Annotated in this window: 17 protein-coding genes; 8 read left to right on the top strand and 9 right to left on the bottom strand. The window is 70.3% G+C overall.

Features of this window, described 5'->3' with window-relative positions; all coding sequences use genetic code 11:
- The first annotated feature begins 19 nt into the window (after positions 1 to 19).
- The 5 genes from G6O54_RS12245 to G6O54_RS12225 all read left to right on the top strand — a co-directional run bounded on the left by G6O54_RS12245 (position 20) and on the right by G6O54_RS12225 (position 6,917).
- On the top strand, positions 20 to 1,180 hold the full coding sequence (locus G6O54_RS12245) for a winged helix-turn-helix domain-containing protein (protein ID WP_165225409.1): 1,161 nt from the start codon (positions 20 to 22) through the stop codon (positions 1,178 to 1,180).
- A 307-nt stretch (positions 1,181 to 1,487) separates the two neighbouring features.
- Positions 1,488 to 2,078, top strand: coding sequence for an Imm21 family immunity protein (locus G6O54_RS12240; RefSeq protein ID WP_165225406.1), 591 nt, complete (start codon positions 1,488 to 1,490; stop codon positions 2,076 to 2,078).
- Between the two features lie 174 nt (positions 2,079 to 2,252).
- Positions 2,253 to 4,130 carry a tetratricopeptide repeat protein gene (locus G6O54_RS12235; RefSeq protein ID WP_165225403.1) on the top strand — a complete coding sequence of 626 codons (1,878 nt, stop codon included), beginning with the start codon at positions 2,253 to 2,255 and terminating at the stop codon, positions 4,128 to 4,130.
- 72 nt (positions 4,131 to 4,202) lie between these two features.
- A complete protein-coding gene (locus tag G6O54_RS12230; protein WP_165225398.1) occupies positions 4,203 to 5,969 on the top strand; it encodes an OprO/OprP family phosphate-selective porin in 1,767 nt (588 codons plus the stop codon).
- Positions 5,970 to 6,296: 327 nt separating this feature from the next.
- Positions 6,297 to 6,917, top strand: coding sequence for a PEP-CTERM sorting domain-containing protein (locus G6O54_RS12225; RefSeq protein ID WP_165225395.1), 621 nt, complete (start codon positions 6,297 to 6,299; stop codon positions 6,915 to 6,917).
- A gap of 151 nt (positions 6,918 to 7,068) precedes the next feature.
- Here the strand turns inward: G6O54_RS12225 and G6O54_RS12220 are convergent, their stop codons facing one another.
- Entirely contained in the window at positions 7,069 to 8,646 is a 1,578-nt protein-coding gene (locus tag G6O54_RS12220) for a hypothetical protein (protein ID WP_165225392.1), read from the bottom strand.
- Between the two features lie 491 nt (positions 8,647 to 9,137).
- On the opposite strand from G6O54_RS12220, the gene G6O54_RS12215 reads away from it, so the two are divergent.
- Entirely contained in the window at positions 9,138 to 10,655 is a 1,518-nt protein-coding gene (locus G6O54_RS12215; protein WP_165225390.1) for an Ig domain-containing protein, read from the top strand.
- A gap of 31 nt (positions 10,656 to 10,686) precedes the next feature.
- On the opposite strand, the gene G6O54_RS12210 is transcribed toward G6O54_RS12215, so the two are convergent.
- Entirely contained in the window at positions 10,687 to 11,886 is a 1,200-nt protein-coding gene (locus G6O54_RS12210; protein ID WP_165225388.1) for a TlpA disulfide reductase family protein, read from the bottom strand.
- A gap of 213 nt (positions 11,887 to 12,099) precedes the next feature.
- Here G6O54_RS12210 and G6O54_RS12205 point away from each other — a divergent pair, with 213 nt between their 5' ends.
- On the top strand, positions 12,100 to 12,321 hold the full coding sequence (locus G6O54_RS12205; protein WP_165225386.1) for a hypothetical protein: 222 nt from the start codon (positions 12,100 to 12,102) through the stop codon (positions 12,319 to 12,321).
- A gap of 46 nt (positions 12,322 to 12,367) precedes the next feature.
- Here G6O54_RS12205 and G6O54_RS12200 read toward each other — a convergent pair whose 3' ends face one another.
- From G6O54_RS12200 to G6O54_RS12170, 7 genes are all read right to left on the bottom strand, one after another.
- Positions 12,368 to 12,922 (bottom strand): hypothetical protein, encoded by a 555-nt coding sequence (locus G6O54_RS12200; protein WP_165225384.1) that lies wholly within the window; start codon positions 12,920 to 12,922, stop codon positions 12,368 to 12,370.
- Between the two features lie 2 nt (positions 12,923 to 12,924).
- Positions 12,925 to 13,086, bottom strand: a complete 162-nt coding sequence (locus tag G6O54_RS12195) for a hypothetical protein (protein WP_165225382.1) — start codon at positions 13,084 to 13,086, stop codon at positions 12,925 to 12,927.
- Positions 13,087 to 13,177: 91 nt separating this feature from the next.
- Positions 13,178 to 13,783: a hypothetical protein gene (locus tag G6O54_RS12190; protein ID WP_165225380.1), complete on the bottom strand. Its 606-nt coding sequence runs from the start codon at positions 13,781 to 13,783 to the stop codon at positions 13,178 to 13,180.
- A gap of 2 nt (positions 13,784 to 13,785) precedes the next feature.
- Complete coding sequence (locus tag G6O54_RS12185; RefSeq protein ID WP_165225377.1) at positions 13,786 to 15,351, bottom strand: protein kinase domain-containing protein; 1,566 nt, start codon at positions 15,349 to 15,351, stop codon at positions 13,786 to 13,788.
- Complete coding sequence (locus G6O54_RS12180) at positions 15,348 to 16,001, bottom strand: RNA polymerase sigma factor (RefSeq protein ID WP_165225374.1); 654 nt, start codon at positions 15,999 to 16,001, stop codon at positions 15,348 to 15,350. Before G6O54_RS12180 ends, G6O54_RS12185 begins: the two co-directional genes overlap by 4 nt.
- A 117-nt stretch (positions 16,002 to 16,118) precedes the next feature.
- A complete protein-coding gene (locus tag G6O54_RS12175; RefSeq protein ID WP_165225371.1) occupies positions 16,119 to 17,192 on the bottom strand; it encodes a DUF1559 domain-containing protein in 1,074 nt (357 codons plus the stop codon).
- A 101-nt stretch (positions 17,193 to 17,293) separates the two neighbouring features.
- Positions 17,294 to 17,620 carry a hypothetical protein gene (locus G6O54_RS12170; protein WP_165225368.1) on the bottom strand — a complete coding sequence of 109 codons (327 nt, stop codon included), beginning with the start codon at positions 17,618 to 17,620 and terminating at the stop codon, positions 17,294 to 17,296.
- A 464-nt stretch (positions 17,621 to 18,084) separates the two neighbouring features.
- Between G6O54_RS12170 and G6O54_RS12165 the strand changes: the two genes are divergently transcribed.
- Positions 18,085 to 19,611 (top strand): sulfatase family protein, encoded by a 1,527-nt coding sequence (locus G6O54_RS12165; RefSeq protein ID WP_165225365.1) that lies wholly within the window; start codon positions 18,085 to 18,087, stop codon positions 19,609 to 19,611.
- Positions 19,612 to 20,102: the final 491 nt, after the last annotated feature.

The raw sequence follows: 20,102 nt of genomic DNA, 5'->3' as shown, positions 1-20,102 counted from the left end.
GAAGGTGACGCAGCGACCGATGACCGAGCGAATCACCAACGACGAGGCGCGGCGGATCGCGCTCTCGGCCCAGCGCCTCGACGTCCCGCGGCCCGCCGCGGCCGACCGGGGCCACCTGCGCCGCACGCTCGATCGCCTCGGGCTGCACCAGATCGACAGCGTGAACGTCCTGGCCCGGGCCCATTATCTGCCGGCGTTCTCGCGGCTGGGGCCGTACGAGCGGTCGCTCCTGGATCGCGCGGCGTGGGGCCGGCCGGGCGATCGCCGGCTCTTCGAGTACTGGGCGCACGAGGCGTCGCTCCTGCCGCTGGCGCTGCACCCGCTCTTGCGGTGGCGGATGGCCCGGGCCGATCGCGGCGAGGCGGGATACCGGCCCCTCCGGGCCTTCGCGGGGGAGCGTCGCGCCCTGGCGATGCAGGTCCTCGGGCGGATCCGGGACGAGGGGCCGCTCGCCGCCTCGGACTTCGAGCGCAGCCGCTCCGGCTGGTGGGAATGGAGCGAGTCGAAGCAGGCCCTCGAGTGGCTGTTCTGGGCGGGCCACATCACCACGGCCACCCGCCGCCCCAGCTTCGAGCGGGTCTACGACCTGACCGAGCGCGTCATCCCGGCGGAGATCCTGGCGTTGCCGACCCCCGACGAGGCCGAGGCGCATCGAGGCCTGATCGAGCGTGCGGCGCGGGCGCTCGGGGTCGCGACGCTCGCCGAGCTGAGGGACTACTTCCGGCTCGCCACCGGGGATGCCGGCCGGGCGATCGCCGAGCTGGCGGAGGAGGGCGTGCTCGTCCCGGCCGCCGTGCCCGGGTGGCCGGCGGCGTTCCTCCACCGCGACGCCAGCCGCCCTCGGCGGGTGAAGGCCCGGGCCCTCCTCGCCCCATTCGACCCGCTCGTCTGGGAGCGGGCGCGGGCGGAACGCCTGTTCGGATTCCGATACCGCATCGAGATCTACACGCCGGCCGAGAGGCGGCAGCACGGCTATTACGTGCTGCCGTTCCTGCTCGACGAGCGGCTCGTCGGCCGGGTGGACCTCAAGGCCGACCGAAAGGCGTCGCGGCTGCTCGCGCACGCCGCACACCTCGAGCCGGACGCTCCCCCCCATACCATGGACCAGCTCCGGGCGGAGCTCGCCGAGCTGGCCCGGTGGCTGGGGCTCGATCGGGTCGTCGGCCCGCCGGCGTCCTGAGCCGCGTCCCCGTCCCCGGGCGATCCAATCCGTCCCTCGGGCCGGAGGCCGGGGGTATGGACACGCAGGTCGGGCCCGCCGTGACGGCATGAGATCATGCCCCGCGGATTTTTCCAGGGGCCTGTGAGATTTCTGAAAGATTGTCGCCGCTGAAACTCCTAATAATTTCGTCGGGCCGCAAGGAGCGCACAGGAGGCTCCCTCGGCGCGGCGCCAGGTCCTGGCGCGAGCGGCCCGGCGGAGGGGAAGGATCCCCGGCCGCCCAGGAGCCGATGGATTCACGATTCCGGAATTGAGGGCGGAATATCATGAATGACCGTCTGTCGTGGGTCGGCGCGAAGGGTGGTCCACTCGTTGTGATCCCGGCCGAGATCGCCCCTCGCTGGCGGGGGGGCGTCGACGGGACTCAATCGCTCGAGGATCTGGATCGCTGGTGGCAGAGCCTCGACCCCTGGCATGGCGACTGCGGTCGTGCCTGGAGCATCAAGGGCCCGGTGGGGACGCTCGCGGTCGGGACGGGGCGGGCCCTGGTCCTCCGCAGGGCCTCCAGGCCGACCACCTTCGTGCCCCACGTGGAGGGGGGCATCCTGGTCCGGGGGATCTATGCCGAGGACGAGGCGACGCTCCGCAGGGCCCTGCTGACCATGCCCGCGTCGTCGTGGAAGCCGACGCCCCACCGCCTTACGGTCTCCGACGGCGGCCTGGTCGTCTTCGATTCGGCGCTCCCCGGCGACGGCGTCCCGGCCTCGATCGGGGAGCAGGCGACGATCCCCTGCCTCCGGCTGGACATCCCCCCCGGCATCTACCAGGTCGACATGGCCGACCATTCGCCGATCAAGACGAACCGGCTGGGCCTGTATCGCCTGAGGAGGAGCCCGCGCTTGCCTCTCGCCTCATAATCGTCCGAGGCCATCGGCCGAATCGCGGCATCGAGGGGCCCTCCGTCCCGATGTCGACCCCGGCCCGCCTTTCTCGTCGAACTTTATGGAGGCTTCCGGGGACGCTCTACAGGTCTCACGGACTCCCTCACGGTAAGGGCGCCGGCGAGGGGCGGGGTGGGGCGAGGGGGTTGCATGCAGCGATGGCGACGGATCGGGCCGGCCCTGGCCCTGGCGACGGTCGTCGTCGCGGGCACGGGGGCTCTTTTCTGGAGACGGCACGCGGCGGCCGACCCGCTGGCCCGGGGGGTGGCCGCCTATGATCGGGGGGATTACCGCCACGCCTCCGACGCGGCGAGGGAGCGGCTGAAGTCCCATCCGGGAGACGGAGACGCGGTCCGGCTCCTGGCCCGATCCTCCGCCCGCGAGGGGCGGAGCGACGTCGCCGCCGGCCTCTTCCGGAGGCTCGACCGAGGGGCCTGGGAGGCGGAGGACTTCTTCCTCCTCGCGGCCACTCTCGAAAGTCGCGGGGAGAAGGACGACGCCTACGCGGCGTTGCAGGAGGCCATCGGCCGCGATCCGAGGCACCCCGACACGCTGTTCGTCCTCGCCCGGCTCGATGCCAGGGAGGATAACCCCTACGAGGCCGCGGACCGCGCCAGGAAGCTCGCCGAGGTCTCCGGCTGGGAAGCCCGGGGCGGCGTACTCCTCGGCACGATCCTCGCCGACCTCTCCGAGCCCGCCGCCGCGGCCGACGCCCTGGAGCACGCCCTTCGGCTCGACCCGTCGCTCCGGCGGGCGACCCTCTCGCCCGCCGAGGCCCGCCACGCGCTGGCCCGCGATCGCCTCCGTTCCGGCCGCCCGGACCTGGCACGCGCGGCCCTGAGCCCCCTGCCGGAGGACGACCGCGCGGCCGCCTGGCTACTGAGCCGAGCCCTCCTCCAGGAGGGCCGGACGGCGGAGGCGGCCGAGGCCCTCGGGCGTGCCGGACCGGCCGCCCGGGGCGGGCCCGCGGCGCCCGAGCCGGCCCCGTTCGTCGGCGAGGCCCGCTGCGCGGGCTGCCACGGCGCGATCGCCTCCGCCCACCGCTCCAGCCGACACGCCTCGACCTTCGACCCGATGGGCCGGGCCGATGGGATCGCCCTGCCCGACCGCCCGGCGGCGGACCCACACGACCCGGCCGTGACCCACGCGTTTCGACTCATGAGCGGGGCCGCGAAATCCCCCCCGGAGGTGGAAACGCGCCGGGGCGGTGACGTCGCGCGGGCGGTCCTCGTCTATGCCCTGGGCTCGGGGCATCGGGCCCGGACCTGGATCGGGCGGGACGACGCCGGCGCGTACCGCGAGCTTCGCCTGACGGCCTACCGGGGTCCGGTCTGGGACCTGACCACCGGCCTGGACCCGGTCCCGCGCCCCGACGATGCGCACGGCTACCTGGGCAAGCCCCTCTCGCCGGACGGGCTCAGGCGTTGCCTGGCCTGCCACGCCACCGACTTCCGATCCGCGATGGACCGCGTGGGGCCCGCGGCCTCGGATTCGGCCATCGGCTGCGAGCGCTGCCACGGGCCCGGCGGCAACCACGTGCGGGCCGCCGCGCTCGGCTTCCAGGACCCGGCCATCGCGCGGCCTCGGCTGGCGTCCGGCGAGGAGGTCACCGGACTCTGCTCCGGCTGCCACAGCCCCCGCGGCCATGAAGCCGCGCCGGACTCGAGCTCCGCTGCCCGCTTCCAGGGGAGCGCGATGACCCGGAGCCGCTGCTATACCCGGAGCGCCGGGAATCTGTCCTGCCTGACCTGCCACGACCCGCACCGCGATGCCGAGACCTCGGAGTCCTTCTACGAGGCCCGCTGCCTCGGCTGCCATTCCGCCACGCCTCCCCCCGCGCCGGCCGCCGGGATCCGGACCCGCCCGGCCGTGCTGCCGGCGGGGAAGACGGCGACGCCCTGCCCCGTCCGTCCCGACCGGGGCTGCGTCGTCTGTCACATGCCCAAGGTCAAGGCGGGCGTCCCCCATCTCGTGTACACGGATCACTCGATCCCCAGCCGTCCCGAGGATCGCCCCCCGCCGCATTGACAGGATGCGGAGTTTGCCTAGAATCCGCGGCGAAGCGGTGGCGGCCTTGCGCACGTCGATTCAAGCAAGGGGATGATCGCCGCCGATCATGACGAAGACGAGGGTTGTTGGGATCGCGCGGCCTCGCGGCCGAAAGTCCGGGAGGAGGGGCCCCTGCGCGGCTGGCCTGGAAGCAAGACGTTCCCGCTCCTGGCGGTGATCCTGGGGACCATCGCGAGCCTCGGCACCGAGGCCCGCGCGCAGGAGCCGGCGCCCGCACCCCCCGCGCCGACTCCCGCACCGGCGACGGCACCGGCCGTCACGACCCGCGAGGTGCAGCTCGAGGACGAGGTCCGGCAGCTCCGGGACATGGTCAAGCAGCTCTCGACCAAGGTCGACGAGCTGTCCCAGTCGCTCCCCGCGAAGGGACCGGGGTCGGGATCGGCGACGGGCTCGGGTCCCGGCACCGGCACGGGTGCCGCTGGCACCGGCACCGGCACCGGCACCGGCACCGGCAACGCGGGGCGATCCACCTCGACCGGCCCATCGTCGCAGCCGGACATCTCGGCGACGACGGGCGGCTCGGCGGCGCCTCGGGGGCCGCTGGAGCCGCGGCGGACGTCGCGGTTCAACATGCCGGGCATGGCGCTCGACCTGCCGGCGAAGGTCAACTTCGGGCCCGGCTTCCAGATCCAGACCGAGGACTCCGAGTACCAGTTCCAGTTCCACGACCTGACCCAGGTGGACGGCCGCTTCTACACCCAGGCCGAGCAGACGCCGGTGCACAGCACGTTCCTGCTGCCCCGCGAGTGGTTCATCTTCTCCGGCCGGCTGAGCAAGCCGTTCGAGTATTACGTGGCGATCGCCCAGGGGATCGACAACGTCAACCTGCTGGACGGCTACCTGAACGTGAACTTCGACCCCCGGATGAACCTCAAGATCGGCCGCTACAAGACGCCGTTCACGTACGAGTTCTACGCGCTCGGGATCAATGCGATGCCCACCCCGGAGCGATCCCTCTTCTACAACAACTTCGGCCTGAACCGGGACATCGGGCTGATGGCGTACGGCTCGCTCTACGACAAGCGATTCGACTACGCGGTGGGGATCTTCAACGGCACGAGGAACGGGTACATCGACAGCAACGACTTCAAGGACGCCGCCGCGCTGATCAACTTCCGGCCGTTCTCGAAGCGGGAAGGCTCGGCCCTGGAGGCCCTGAACTTCGGCGGCTCGGTCCTCACCGGCCTGCAGAACAACGTCCCCATCCCCACGGTCCTGCGGACGAACGTGCCGACCACGGGAAACACCGCGATCGGCCCCCAGTTCCTGACGTTCAACAACAACGTCCGCGAGAACGGCGAGCGGAACCTCTGGTCGCTGCACGCGGCCTACTTCTATCGCCAGCTCAGCCTGATCGCGGAGTGGCAGGGGGGCATCCAGAGCTACGCCCTGACCCCCAACCTGAGCCCGCACACCCGGCTTCCCATCGAGAGCTACTACGTCACGCTCGCCTACTTCCTGACCGGAGAGACCGTCAGCGGCCGCGGCATCCTCAAGCCCAAGAACAACTTCGACCTCCGCAAGGGGAAGCGCGGCCTGGGTGCCTTCGAGCTCGTCACGCGGTACAACTACCTCGGCATGGGGGACCAGGTCTTCACCGACGGCCTGGCCGATCCCAACCTCTGGACCAACCACCTCTACACGGTGGACCTCGGCGTGAACTGGTACTGGACCCAGTTCATCAAGGTTTACCTTGGCTGGCAGCGGGCCGAGTTTGGCAGCCCCGTCGTCTATGCCCCCAACCGGTTCCAGCAGACCAGCGACCAGCTCTGGATGCGGTTCCAGATCTACTTCTGAACCAGGCCGACGCGAGATCCATTCGCATGAATCGCGTCCAGCCATGAAAACATTCGACGTTCGTGGCTTTTTGTCAACAATCTAGGCTGCATCCTTGATACCGCGCCGATGGCGAACTACTTTACATTCTCCGCAATTCGGCATCCGAGCCAAGTTGCGGATTAAGGGGTTGAGCGTCCCCTCCTCTTCGGCCCGGCGGTGTCATTCGGTCCTCGACCTGCCCACCCGATATCCAAGACGAATTCCCGCAACGCGACCAGAGGTAAGCTCCAGGAGTCTATCATGCGACGAGGGACGCAAGCAAGCATTCGGATCTTGGGCGTCGGCATGCTGGTGCTGGGTCTGGGTGCGGGGACTGCGAAGGCGGCCGGGCTCAAGGTTATTCCGGCCCCGATCAAGCAGCAGGGGGATCCGCAGAACCTGTACATCGTGGACCTCGGCCTCGAGCCCTTGACGGGCGCGTGGCTCGGTGACAACGTGACGTTCAAGGCCCTGCCGGGGGTGGACTACTCCACGATCTGGCAGACGCCGACCGGCCCTTCCAGTCCGACGAAGAGCTGGGCGACCGACATCTCGAACGTGACGGCGGGCGACATCCCCAATTACAGCCCGCCCACGCCTATCCCGTTCGGCGACATCACGTTCACCTACGCCGACTTCACCGTGCCGGAGTACAACAACCTGAGTTCGATCTCGGATCGGCCCCTCGGCCGGTTCACGGTGATCACGGCGGACCTGTTCCCGTTCCTGCCCCCCGGCTACTCCTTCGAGGTGGATTGGGTCGCCAATCTCCACGTGCTCGAGAATGGCGTCTGGAAGGCCGAGACCTTCACCGGGAGGGTCACGTTCTCGATCGTGCCCGAGCCGGCGTCTATCGTGATGCTCGGCGTCGCCGCGGCGGGCCTGCCGGCGCTGCTCTACGCGAATCGTCGCCGTCGGGCGGCCTGATCCGAGCGATCCCGCCCCAAGGGGGACCGGCCGGTTCAACACAGAAGGAGCGAGGCCCGCCCGCGAGGGGAGCCGCGCTCCTTTCTGATTGACGGGACGGTTCGGTGCGTCCGCACCGCGGAACACGCCCGACCAGAGGCCACTTCCGCTCTCAGGAATTGCTGGTCGTGGTCGTGGTCGGCGCCGGCAGGGCGTAGTTGCTCCCCAGGGCGATCGCGTTGAACTGGTCGGCGCCGATGGCGGCGATCTTGCCGCTGGGCAGGCTGAGGGCCGCGAACACCTCGGCCGAGACCCAGTGCCGCTGGCCGCCGGAATACTGGTCGATTTCGCCGGTCTGGTTGTTCTGGAGGAAGATCCCCTCGGGGTAGTAGTAGCCCCCCTTGGGGATGCTCGTGTACTGGCTCTGAGAGACGGGGATCCACTGCGACGAGTTCAGGCCCATGACCACGGCCACCGGGCCCGTCACGACGTGGTTGGTCCCGCCGCTGTACTGCGAGACCTCGCCGGTCACCTGGTTCTGCAGGAAGCTCCCCTCCGGGAAGTAGTCATTCCCCTGGGGGATGTTGTTGAACTGGCTGGCGCTGATCGTGGTGAACTGGCCCGGCTGGAGATTGATCCTGGCGGCCACGGCGGCGGAGATCCAGTGCCGCTGGCCTCCGCTGTACATGTCCACTTCATTCGTCTGCCCGTTCTGGATGAGCATGCCGTCGGGGAAGTAGTCCGAGGACTTCGCCACCTTGTTGTACTGATCCGCGGTGATCGTCACCGTGTTGCCGCTATTCAGCCCGAGCTTCGTCACCACCGGGTTCGAGACCACGTGGAAGGCGCCCGAGGCATACCGGGAGATCTCGCCCGAGGCGGCATTCCGCAGGTACATCCCCTCCGGGAAGTAGTCCTTGCCCGCCGCGATCAGGTTGAACTGATCCGCCTTGACCGTCGTGAGCTGGCCTTGCTGGATGCCCATCGCCTGCGCCACGGGCGTCGAGATCAGGTGGCCCTGGCCACCGCTGTACTCGCGGATCTCACCGGTCTGGTCATTCACGATGAGCGTCCCGTCCGCGAACGTCGGCGGCGCCGGCGTCGGCGTGGCCGGGGTGGTCGTGGTCGGTGTGGTGGTCGTGGTCGTGGTCGGCGTGGTGGTGGTCGGTGTGGTCGGTGTGGTGGTCGTGGTCGGTGTGGTGGTGGTCGGTGTGGTCGTGGTGCTGGTATTCGTGGTGGTCGAGGGCGCCACGAGGGCCGGCCAGGCCTGGCCCGTGGAGGGGGTGGAGCTGCTGTTGCCGGTGGTCCCGGCGGGGGTGACCGTGCCGACCGTGGTCGGCGTGGAGGACGAGTGCGAGGTCGAGGTCGGGGCCGGCGTGGCGGCGGCGGTCGTCGCGGCGGTCCCGGTGGAGGTCGTGGCCGGCACGTAGCTGACCGCCGGGGTGTACGAGTTCGTGCTCCCGGCGACGGTGGTCGAGACGTTGATGCTGGGGGTGACGTTGATGACCGGCGTCTGCGCCGCGCGGCGAGCGGCCAGGATCTGGGCGCGGGTCATGTGGACCTTCACCTTCGCCTGCCTGGCGACGCGGATCTGGGCCTGGGCCGCCCGGATTCGGTAGGTGGCCCCGGACATGAGGACGCGCCCCTCGAGGTCCTCGATGGTCGTCTGGAAGGTCACCTTGCGGCGGGTCGCCTTGCGGGTGGCGTCGGAAGCGGAATGAGCGGCGGCGGCAACGAAATCGTGCGACATGACCCCCAAGCCCTCCTGGCTGAAAGGTCTCGAGGAGCGAGCATCCGGGAGATCGACCCCAATCCGTAAAATCGCGATCTCCGGCAAACTCGCTCCCGAGCCTGTCCATTCCTTGTCGGCACTCGGCCGTGAATCCTTGAGCGGAATCTGGAATCTCCCGGGTGGAGCACGGAGGCTCTTTATTCCGGGCAAGATTGCGAAGCCAGGCAAGGCGAATCCTTCGCCCCGCCGGTCTCCTCGACGTGTTCATGCTCGGGCCGCCTTCACGCGTGCCACGACCGTCCGGATTTTCCCGATCCTCCGGGCGGCGAGGGGGCGTCCGTCGTCGTCGTAGGCCTCGTGTGGCGATCGCGTCGCGTCACCGGAGCTGGATCCCGCGGGAGGTGCACAACGCAGCCGGGAATAGGGTAGACTACACGACCCGCGCGGGGGAATTGCCCGGGAGACGCCTCGCACTCGCCGCGATGATGGAGCCGGAGCCCGCCCCGCCGATGTCCCGCAGCCAGATCATTGCGGCCTGCCTCCTGATCGTCGCGACCTACCTCGTCGTCGTCGCGGCCTCGCGTCCCGGTCCCCTCCTGGTCGAGGACTGCTTCGGCCGGGCGATCGGGGCCCGCGGCCTGACGCTGGTGGACTGGGATGGCTACATCGCCAACCCGGCGATCCGGTTCGATGTCGTCGCGCCCGCGGCCGCCTCCTACCCGGCGAGGCTGGTCATCCGCGGCGACCACCCGCGCCTCGCCTTCGACCTACCGAGCACCGCCGGCGCGGGCGGGCCGACCAAGGAGATCCGGCTCGCACGCGCCGGGCGGACGTCCATCCGCGTCGCGATCTTCCCCGACCGCGACGGCCGCGACGAGGACCACGCCCTGACGATCGATCTCGAGGATGCCGGCGGCCGGCGGCGATCGGCGCGGGTCCCCCTCCACCTGGTCGACCAGGACCGCGAAGAGGAGGCGGACGTCCGCCCCCGCCGCCTCCCGATCGTCGTCGATTTCTCGCAGGATCGCACCGGCTTCTTCGAGGATGAGGCCCGTCGCCGCGTGGCCCGGCGCGCGGCCGCGGACTGGTCGTACTTCCTCGACGGCGAGGGAGCGGGGACCGTCGCGGCCGGCGACGAGTCGACGCTCATCTGGAATCCGGACGGATTCCGATCGACCCGGACGGTGAAGAATGAGAGCCCGTTCACGGGTTATCTCCTCTACGCATACGGGATCGACGGCCCCGACCTGCGTTCCGGGGGCGAGCCGTCGCCGACCAGCGGCTTCCAGACGAGGGGCGCGGATGTCCTGCCGCTCCGGCGATCGGGCGGCTACGAGGTCGAGATCAAGGGGAACTACAACCGCGAGGGCTGGCGGGCCGACCTGTCCGACGACGAATGGTGGAAGGCGACGAACCTCCGGGACGACCGGGCCGACCTGGACTCGATCGCCCATCACGAGATCGGCCACGCCCTGATCTTCAACCGGCTCAACCCCCGCTTCGGCGATGCGAAGCAGTCGCAATCCGCGACCCTCCGCGACGACCGGCTGCGGGCCTATCTGGGCAAGGACCCGACCATCGACGGGTCCGACCACCTGCCCGGGACGGTCGACCCGGCGAGCCTCCGCGGGGCCTTCGGCAACGAGTACCACGGCAAGATGCCGCGGGGCCGCTGGCTGATCACCAAGGCCGACCTGATCGCCGCGCGGGCCGTCGGCTATGACCTGCGGGCGACCTCGGCCTTCATCCCCCTGACGCTGGAGACCGCGGAGCTCCCCGAGGGGCGTCTCGGAGGACGCTACACCACGATCCTTCGCGCCTCGGGCGGCGTCCCGGCCTACCAGTTCCAGGTCGTCGAGGGCTCGCTCCCCGCCGGCCTCTCGCTGGACGACTTCAGCGGCGAGATCCGCGGCGTGCCGACGCGGCCCGGCCATTCCGAGTTCACCGTCCGGGTGCGCGATAGCGAGGAATCGGCCCAGGCGGAAGAGGTTCTGCAGCACTACCGCCTGACGATCGCAGCCCCGTGAGCCGCCCAGGTCTGGGTATACCGGCCGATCCTCATCGTGGCTTGACGGTCTCTGGAACATCGAGCAGGCCCGCGACGGCCCGCTTCAGGTCATCGCCCCGCACATCCTTGAAGCGAATCACGCCCTGGGGATCGAGCACGAAGATGCGAGGGAACGAAGCAATCCCCCAGCGTCTCGCGATCGGTCCGTCCATGCCGCCGTCCCACCAGCATCGCCAGGTGATCTTGCCGGAATCGATGGCCTTCTTCAGAGCCTGGACGTCGGTGTCGGTATCGACGCTGACGATGGAGAAGGGTCGGCCCTTGTGGATCGTTAGCAGCTCTCGGAACAGGGGATACATGGCGACGCAAGGGCCGCACCAACTCCCCGTGAAGGTCAGCACCACGACCTTGCCTCGGGTCTCGCTCAGCTTGAAGGGCTTGCTCTCGTGGTCGGTGCCCACGATCTCCGGCGCCGCCTGGCCGATGTTGAGGTTCCGAGCCGCGAACAACTCGCCCGTGGCGACCTCGCCGATGGTCTGCGTGCTCCCGGGGAGTCGCACGTCCCCGAACTCGTCGCTCGCACGCTCGAGAAGTTCCTCGGCCTTTCGGTCGAGGGCAGCAGGATCTTTCTCCTGGACGAACCGGCCGATCGGCTCCGCGGCGAGGTGGCCCTCGAAGTCCTTCTGCCCCTCCGGCTTCCCTCGCAACCGACGACTGATCCGGGCCTGCGACGTGAGATGGCGTGCCAGCCAGTAGCAGGCGGCCGCACGCTCGGCGCGGTCCGGATTTCGATCGAGGATGCGACGGAGCAACCTCTCGGCATCGGGATACTGCCAGAGCCCGAGGGCGACCTGGAAGAGGTAGGAGGCGTGGCCCGGCCGGCGCTCATCACCCTGATCGAGCATCAGTTGCAGGGCCCGTACAGTCATGTCGCCCAGGGAGGGCTGGTGGTTCTGGACCACGAACTTGAGGGCCTCGAATGAGGTGGCATCCTCGGGATTGGTGCGAGCCAGCTCGATCGCGGCTTCCAGGTTTCGCCTCGTCTCTCTCTCCAGCCGCTCGTTTGCCGCCCTACGAGCGGCCTCGGTCGAATCGCCTTGACGTTCCCTCTCGAAGCGGCTCGCGGCAGCAGCCTGCCCTGCCTCGATCGACTCGAGGCGTGCCCTGGTCGTGCCGTCGTCGGCCTTCAACACGCCATGGCACGCGAGCAGGACCCACGCCGCGAACCTCACACGATGACCCATCCGCATCAATGACCTCTCATTTGCAATTTCGAGAACGGACCCATGCGATCCCTGAAATGCCTTCATGCGCCCTCGACATCGTCCCGAGGCACGAGGGTCCCGAGGGCCCGGAAGGGAGGTACAAAAACCGGCTCCATACGTCGAGCATGGCGCGCGGTTTGCCATGTCATCCTGGCGTCGATCGTGATATTCGTTCCTCTCAAGACCAGGGGCATTCCGATGGGCCATGCCGGTTCTCACTGGGGCGAGTGCAAGGACTGCAAGATGTGGCAGATCGAGCCGGACGCCTCGCTCGCCGACAACACGATGGGCCTTTGCATCCACCACGACCTGAAGACCTATGACCTGCGGGTCTCCGGCAACAGCGGCTGCGATTCCTTCGCCCCCGGCAAGCCCGCCCGGGCCGAGGGGGCCGGCGCGGTGCCGGGCGAGAAGGGGTGAATCTTCGGTGACGGATCGATCGGCATGGTGCCGGCTCGGGCGTCGACTACTCCGTGACCACGTCCCGGTCCGTCACATGGCCATCGGCCGTGACATACACCGGGACGTGGCGGGGCTCCCCCTCGCCGAAGATACGATAGGCGAGGACCCGAGCCACGTCGGCCCCATGCCGGACGATCCCTCGGCCCGAGACGTCCCGAACCGCGAGGAGAGCGAGGCGTGCGATCCCGGCAGGCTCCGGCGCGGGGCCGCGGGCATAGTCCTTGCGGGCCTGGGCCGCGACGCCCTCGACATCCTCCACGGCCTTGCCCCCGCGGGCGAACGCCTTCAGCACGGCCTCGACCCTGTGCGTGAGCTCCGGAGAGGGATCGGGCCCGGGCTGGATGGGTCGAAGGAGCGGGGCAATCCTCTCCGCGGGCATCTCGTCGGCGAGCAGCCGCAGGGTCATCCCGGTGACTCCTCCCCTGCCCTCCTCGCCCCGGATCAGGGTGAAGCCGCGATCGGCATCCTCGGCCTCGAACCGCGTCTCCGAGAGGGGCACGAAGACGTTGACCAGCCGGCCGCCGTCGTCGAGCACGAGGTGGTCCGCCTCACGCGTCACCTTCAGGACTGGGAGCCGAAGGCGTTATAGTAGCCCGTGCCGGACTCGAGGGCCGGATCGGATAGCTTGACGACCGACCGGGCCACGAGGCCCGGGATGTATCGCTGCGCGATGCCGGTGGCCGTCACCAGGAGGAGCATGCAGGCCGTAACGGGTCCGGTCATCGCGATTCGCTCCTCCTCTCCGGTCGGTCATGAAGGACTGAACGGCGGGCGCGGTCGCCGCGATGGCACCGCGCCCGCCGTCGAGGAGCGCTCAGAACCCCAGCCCCTGGGCCTCTCTCACGATCTGATCGAGCCGTCGGGAGATGATCTCGGAGCGGTTCTCCTTCCGCTTCTCGACCAGGTCCTTGAGCTTCTTGACCTGGGCCTCCAGGGCCTCGATCTCCTTCTGATGCTTCTCCTGGCGGAGGTCGAACTGCTTGCCCAGGGCCTCGCCCAGCTTCGACTTGATCTCGGCCCGCTTCGTATCGCTCTCGGCGGACTCGAGCTCCCGGGCGAGGGTCTCCGCCTGGCGTGCGATGGCGTTCTCCTTCGCCGTGAATTCGAGCGACGCCTTGTTCCTGGCCAGGCTCGCGGGCCAGGTCGCGATCTTGTAGCGGCCCTCTGAATCCTGGTAGAGATCGCTGCTCCCGTTGAACGTGACCCCGCCGGCCGGCCCGGTGGTCGTCACGGACCGCAGCTCATGGCCATCGCCCACGACCACGGCCGTCGTGTCGGCACGCGAGCCGGTGCCGACGTACGAGGACGCCCGGGCGGGCTCCTGGGCGAACGACGGTGCGTAGGCCGACGCCCAGGCGGCCAGGGGCGCGATCGAGAGTCCGGCCACGACGCTGCGGAACCAGAAGGATTGCAAGGGCATGTTCATCTCCTGTCATCGATAACGGGACTGGGACTGGGACTGATTGCGGGACCACGGGGTACATCAGGGGTCGTCGCGGGGCGAGCCGGGACGAGCTCTCGCGCCAGGGCCTCCGCCTGGAGGAGGAGGATGGAGCCGAAATCGGAGAGGCTGTCCGGGCTGGGTTGTCGCGGGGCGAGCAGGTCGGCCTCGAGGGATTGGGCCTGCTGGCTGGCCTCGTCGAGCAGGCGCTGGAACTCGTCCGGGCCGGCGTCGGGGCGGGCCACCCTCGGCGCGAACGCCCGGCCCTGGCCCTGGCCCCGGACCGGCGCGGCAGGCGGGGGGGCCGGCGGCCCGGCGACTCGTGCCTTCCAGGGCATCAGCGATGCGGCCGCGGCGGCGGCCGTCAGGAAGAGGGCAAGCGTCGCGCCGGCGATCAGCCTGGGTCGGGGGGGCCGGGCCTCCAGGCCGTCCGGCAGCGGGGAATCCATCGGCTCCTGGACGTGGGCCAGGCAGCCCGCGAACAGCTCGGCGACCTCGGCGGCGGACTGGTAGCGGCGGGCCGGGTCCTTGGCCATCAGCCTGGCGATGATCGCCTCGAGCCATTCCGGGACCTCCGCGTTGATGGCGCGGAGCGGCCGGGGCTCGTCGTCGCAGACGCGGCGGAGGACGGCCAGGGGGGATTCGGCCCGGAACGGGGGGAAGCCGGCGAGCGTCGAATAGAGCGTGGAGCCGAGCCCGTAGAGGTCGGCCCTCGGGTCGGCGGCCTCGCCGCGGGCCTGCTCAGGGGCCATGTAATGGGGCGTGCCGGCGACGACCCCGCTGCGGGTCATCGCCGCGTCGGCCGCGGCGCGGGCCAGGCCGAAGTCGGTCAGGCGGGCCCGCTCGACCCCGTCCTCCAGGAGGATGTTCGCCGGCTTGACGTCGCGATGGACGAGCCCCTGGGCATGGGCCGCGGCGAGCCCCGAGGCGGTCTGCATGCCGATCCGGAGGGCCTCGACGACGGGGAGCGGGCCGAGGGCATCCAGCCGGTCCTGGAGCGACCGGCCGGGGACGTACTCCATCACCAGGAAGGGGAGCCCGGCCGCCTCGGAGACCGCGAAGATGCCGACGACGTGCTCGTGGACGACGGCCGCCGCGGCCTTCGCCTCGCGGAAGAACCGCCGCCGGGCCGCGGCACAGCTCGCCAGCGAGGCCGTCATCACCTTGATCGCCACCACCCGCCCGAGCGCCGGGTCGACCGCCTTCAGGACCACGCTCATGCCGCCCGTGCCGAGCAAGCCCTTGACCTCGTAGGTCCCCAGCCGGCCGATCGAGTCCGGCCAGTCCGAGGGGGCGAGGAAGTCGAGCGAGAGGGCCGCGCCCCGGCCGGCGAGCCCTTCCTCATCCGGGTCCTCATCCTGGTCGTCGAGGTATCGGCGGGCCTCCTCGGCGCACGGGTCGTTGCCGACGATCCGGTCGAGCGTGTCGCGGCAGCGCGGGCAGTTCTCCAGGTGCTCCTCGAGCCGGGCGACCTCGCCGGGCGGGAGCTCGTCCACGGCCAGCAGGCCGAGCCGGCTGGCGTCGCAGGGGTTCCATCGGACCTTCACGAGGCTCCTCCTTCCTTCGCGATCGGGATCGCCGGGCGGTCGGACAGGGACGGGGTTTCGGGGTCGACCCGGAGCCGATCGATCCGCCGGCGGAGACGGGCGAGGACCCGGCTGCGGGCGACGTAGACCGATCCGATCGAGAGCCGGAGCGCGTCGGCGACCTCCGCCGGCTTGCGGCCCTCGACGGCGGTCTGCCAGAAGGCCTGCCAGGTGGCCGGGGTGAACTCGCCGCGGATCTCCTCGGCCGCCCAGCGGAAGAGGCGGCGGCGGTGCTCGTCCTCGAAGATCGCCGTGGCGAACGGGTCGGCCGCGGGCTGGGCCTCGAGCAGGTCCTGCACGCTGGTCGTCCCGCTCCCCCGGGGCTGGGCCCGCCCCCGGGTCAGGAAGTTGATCAGCAGGTTGCGGGCGATCGTCGAGAGCCACGCGCGGAACCGCCCGAGCGACGGGTCCCAGCGGTCCACCGCCCCGGCCACGGCGCGGAAGACCTCCTGGCCGAGGTCGCGGGCGTCGGCGTCCTGGAGCCCCTTGCGGCGGGCCAGCCGGTGGATCAAGGGCTCGTAGATCTCCACGAACTCCCGCCAGGCCGCCGTGTCGGCCGGGTCCCGGAGCTTGATAATCAGCGAGCACCGCGTGGCGGGGGGCTCTTCCATCTCAGGGTCCTCCTTCCTCATCCACTCGGTTCTACACAACCGGGGCGGGACCCTTACACGGATTTTTCGAGCGAGGCGGCGGCACGGCCGGGCGCCCGGCCGTGCCCGGGGGGCTGCTCAGTACGAATCGCCGCCGACCACCTCGCCGTTGTCGCGGGTGGACAGCGCCTGGTAGACGCGGGGTTTCGCCGCCCCCCAGCGGTATTCGCCGTAGTCCGGCCCGTAGGCGATCCCGACCGGGTCGGCGCCGTTGTCCACGTCGATCGGCCAGGTATCGATCGACTCCTTGAGGAATCGGACCGAGCCGTCGCAGAACGCGAAGTTGGCCCCGCCGGGATGGAAGCTCGAGGCCGAGCGGAGGGGGATCCACCAGGCCCCGGCCGCGATCTCGCGGCGGAGCGTCCTGTAGGCGTTGATCGCGTTGATCGTGTCGAACTGGGTGTCGCCCCACCAGCCGGAATGCCAGTGCTGGCTCGTCTTCTGATCCCCGGGCGCGAGGATCCCGTGGGCATGCTCCCCGAAGGCGAACGTGTTGCTGGTCCCGTCGGTGATCGCCCCCAGCCGGATCGACGAGCCCGGGAAGATCACCCCGCGCGTGCTATTGGCCCAGGCCCGATAGCCGGGCGCCACGACGGCCGGGTCCATGCCCGGATCCGAGATGTCGAAGTAGAGGATCCACGGGCCGTTGTTGGCGGCGTAGCTCGAGAAGGTCACCCCGGCGAATCCCGCCGCCGGCGGCCCGTAGAAGTTCTGCAGGTCGGCGTCGATGGGGAAGCGCTCGGAGGCCGCGGCGTCGCTCGGGCACCAGAGGACCGAGAGCGCGGCGCCGGCCACGGTGTGGTTGGGGGCGTCGTACGAGCTGAGGGAGAAGTTGAACGCGTTGTGGGTGGCCTGCTGCTCGAAGTGCTGGAGCAACTGGACGAAGACGTTGGAGCCGTAATACCAGCCCCAGGAATAGCGGGTGAAGTAGTGCCCCGGCGGGAAGCAGCCGCTGCTCGCCTCGTAGTTGAGCGTGGCCAGGGCGATCTGCTTCAGGTTGTTGGTGCACTGGGCGCGCCGGGCCGCCTCCCTGGCCGCCTGCACGGCCGGCAGCAGGAGCGCGATCAGGACGGCGATGATCGCGATCACGACGAGCAGCTCGATCAGCGTGAAGCCGGGCCGGGCGGGGCGGCGGGCGTGACGATACCTCATGGGCCAAGTCCTCTTGATTGGGAGAAACGAAGCGAGCCGACCGCGGAGCGGCAAGCGGGACGGGACGGGACGGGACGGGACGGGGTGAGGTCGATCTCGGATCAATGCCTGGGCGCGGCCCGGCCCGAGGGCGCGAGCCTGGGGGCCTCGTCGCTGGCCCGCGACTGGCCGGGGGCGCGGCCGCGGCCGCGCCCCTTCAGGGACCCCGGCTCGATCATCTTCCGGCCGGAGCCGGCGGCGGCCTGCTTGGCGGCCGTCAGGTCGATCGAGCCCGCGTCCGGGTGGCCACAGCCGGCGACCGTGGCCGTGCCGATGCCCGTGCCCAGGGCGATCCACGCGATCGCCCCGATCAGCCCCCGGCGAGCGGGGCGATCGGGCTCCTTGCCCCGAATCCCGATGGCCCGATCGCACGTCGATGCCCTTCTCATTGAGCCGGCCCTCCCGCGCGAGTCTCCGGCCGCCCGGGGAAAAAAGCCCGGGCCGCGGCGCAACTCGCGAGAACGCGTGACCTATCCCAATGAGGAGGGAGACTCGCTTCCGAGGAGCGGCCCGGGTGGGGACCCGGGGGCCGCTCGAAATTCCGCCCCCGAGAGTCCATGCCGGGGTGAAAGGCTGCTCGATTCGGGAGGCGGACGGGCTGGCGTCGAGACCATTATTTCAGGTCAACAGAGAGGATTCAAGTCGACAGCGGACGAAAATTGTAGATTGTATCGATCGATTATCAATCAATAGCGATCATCGACGATCGACTCCCGGTCGCGCGGGGACGGCCCGCGCGGGGCCGGGCGCCGGGCCCACGCCGATCGATCGACGTCCGGCCGTTGGCGCTGCCCCCGGGATGGCGGACAATGTCGCCCGTGGCGGTGCAATCCGACGGCGAGGGCGACGAACCATGACCAGCGCGACGCGACCATACGGCCGGGCGGCGGCCTTCCTCTTGCTCCTCGCAGGCTCCTGCTGCCTGCCGGGCCCGGCCCCCGCTCGGGGGGGCGAACCGCCGCCGAACATCGTCCTGATCTTCTGCGACGACCTCGGCTACGGCGACCTCGGGTTCAGCGGCGCGACGGGATACGCCACGCCGAACATCGACCGCATCGCCCGCGAGGGCGTCCGGCTCACGGACTTCTACGTCTCGAGCGCCGTCTGCTCCGCCTCGCGGGCCGCCCTGATGACCGGGTGCTATCATGAGCGAGTCTCGATCCGAGGTGCCCTCGGGCCGAAGATGAAGGTCGGGCTCTCGCACGCCGAGACCACCCTGGCGGAGGTGCTCAAGGCGCGGGGCTACGCCACGGGCATGGCCGGCAAGTGGCACCTGGGATGCCTCCCCTCCCAGCTCCCCACCCATCACGGGTTCGACGAGTACCTCGGCCTCCCCTACTCCAACGACATGTGGCCCCACCATCCGGAGGCGCCGAAGGACTTCCCCAACCTGCCCATGATCGAGGGGGACCGCGTGATCGACGCGGACGTCACGGCCCTCGACCAGAAGTCGCTCACGGGGGCCTACTCGCGGCGGGCGGTCGAGTTCATCCGCAAGCACGCGGACCGGCCCTTCTTCTTCTACCTGGCGCACAGCATGCCGCACGTGCCCCTCTTCCGCTCCGACGCCTTCGCCGGCCGGACCAGGCGCGGGGCCTTCGGCGACGTGATCGAGGAGATCGACGCCGGCGTGGGTGACATCCTCCGGACGCTCGAGGAGCTGAAGCTCGACGGCCGGACCCTGGTGATCTTCACCGCCGACAACGGCCCGTGGCTGAGCTACGGCGACCACGCCGGCTCCGCCGGCCCGCTCCGCGAGGGCAAGGGGACGAGCTTCGAGGGGGGCATCCGCGAGCCGTTCGCGGCCCGGTGGCCCGGCCACATCCCGGCGGGCTCGACCTGCCGCGAGGTCGCCGCCACCATCGACCTGCTGCCGACCCTCGCCGCGATCGCCGGCGCGAGCCCGCCGCCGCTCCCCATCGACGGCAAGGACATCTCGCCCCTCCTCCTGGGCTCGCCCGGCGCGCGGAGCCCGCACGAGGCCCTCTTCATCTGGTACGGGGGGAGCCTCCAGGCGATCCGCAGCGGCGACTGGAAGCTGCTACTCCCCCACCAGTCACAGACGATGAACGGCCAGGCCCCCGGCCGCGGCGGCATCCCGGGCAAGTATCGGAAGCTCCCCGTCGGCCTGGAGCTCTACAACCTCAAGGACGACCTCGGCGAGACGACCAACATCGCCGCGTCCCACCCCGACGTCGTCGCCCGCCTCCGGGCCCTGGGCGACGCCATGCAGCACGAGCTCGGCGACGCCTCCCTCAAGATCAAGGGTCGCGCCGTCCGCCCGGCCGACGGCCAGGACGGGACTCCGGCCGCGCAGGGGGCGCCCCCCACGGCCGGCCGCGGCCCCGAGACGCGGGCCCACGCGGCCGCCGCCCCGTAGCTCCGCCCGGCCTCGGCCGGGGAAGGTCCGCGATGGGGCGATTCGAACGTCCCCGCGGGTCGCCACGCGGCCCCCGGGCGGGCCGTCGCCCCTCGAACGACCGCATCAGGCGCGGTCGCTTCGAATCGAAGGGCCCGGTGTCCCGATGAAGCGCGGGCGGCCGAGCTGTCGTTGATCGGAGATCCCCTTGCCCCCGCCGTCGCATTTGCTTAGAGTCTCTCCCATAAGCCGCATGCCATGGCACCGCGATCCCCCAACTCCCCCCCTGGTAAGTTCGGCATCACTCGCGAGTTTACCGCATATGTTGTTTCAGCGTGCCGAGGGACAGCCAGCGCGACACCGGGGGCGGCGCGCGAGCTTTCGAGGCCCGGACGAACGACATCACCACGCTCGCGCGGGCCGTCACGGGCCCCGGCCCGATCGACGCCGTCGTCCGCCTCGTCCGTCCCGCCACCCCGCAGGCCGCCTGCAAGCCAACCCGGCGTCCATCG

The sequence above is a fragment of the Aquisphaera insulae genome (assembly GCF_011064615.1).
Taxonomy (GTDB): domain Bacteria; phylum Planctomycetota; class Planctomycetia; order Isosphaerales; family Isosphaeraceae; genus Aquisphaera; species Aquisphaera insulae.
Note: the sequence above shows the minus strand (reverse complement) of the source record. Positions and strands in the feature narration are given on the sequence as shown.

Bases quoted from the DNA above. Each gene is read 5' to 3' on its own strand.
- G6O54_RS12215 (WP_165225390.1), top strand. From the start codon at position 9,138: ATGTCCCGCAGCCAGATCATTGCGGCCTGCCTCCTGATCGTCGCGACC.
- G6O54_RS12165 (WP_165225365.1), top strand. From the start codon at position 18,085: ATGACCAGCGCGACGCGACCATACGGCCGGGCGGCGGCCTTCCTCTTG.
- G6O54_RS12245 (WP_165225409.1), top strand. From the start codon at position 20: ATGACCGAGCGAATCACCAACGACGAGGCGCGGCGGATCGCGCTCTCG.
- G6O54_RS12210 (WP_165225388.1), bottom strand. From the start codon at position 11,886: ATGCGGATGGGTCATCGTGTGAGGTTCGCGGCGTGGGTCCTGCTCGCG.
- G6O54_RS12225 (WP_165225395.1), top strand. From the start codon at position 6,297: ATGCTGGTGCTGGGTCTGGGTGCGGGGACTGCGAAGGCGGCCGGGCTC.
- G6O54_RS12180 (WP_165225374.1), bottom strand. From the start codon at position 16,001: ATGGAAGAGCCCCCCGCCACGCGGTGCTCGCTGATTATCAAGCTCCGG.
- G6O54_RS12230 (WP_165225398.1), top strand. From the start codon at position 4,203: ATGATCGCCGCCGATCATGACGAAGACGAGGGTTGTTGGGATCGCGCG.
- G6O54_RS12235 (WP_165225403.1), top strand. From the start codon at position 2,253: ATGCAGCGATGGCGACGGATCGGGCCGGCCCTGGCCCTGGCGACGGTC.
- G6O54_RS12190 (WP_165225380.1), bottom strand. From the start codon at position 13,783: ATGCCCTTGCAATCCTTCTGGTTCCGCAGCGTCGTGGCCGGACTCTCG.
- G6O54_RS12195 (WP_165225382.1), bottom strand. From the start codon at position 13,086: ATGACCGGACCCGTTACGGCCTGCATGCTCCTCCTGGTGACGGCCACC.
- G6O54_RS12220 (WP_165225392.1), bottom strand. From the start codon at position 8,646: ATGTCGCACGATTTCGTTGCCGCCGCCGCTCATTCCGCTTCCGACGCC.
- G6O54_RS12240 (WP_165225406.1), top strand. From the start codon at position 1,488: ATGAATGACCGTCTGTCGTGGGTCGGCGCGAAGGGTGGTCCACTCGTT.
- G6O54_RS12205 (WP_165225386.1), top strand. From the start codon at position 12,100: ATGGGCCATGCCGGTTCTCACTGGGGCGAGTGCAAGGACTGCAAGATG.
- G6O54_RS12175 (WP_165225371.1), bottom strand. From the start codon at position 17,192: ATGAGGTATCGTCACGCCCGCCGCCCCGCCCGGCCCGGCTTCACGCTG.
- G6O54_RS12170 (WP_165225368.1), bottom strand. From the start codon at position 17,620: ATGAGAAGGGCATCGACGTGCGATCGGGCCATCGGGATTCGGGGCAAG.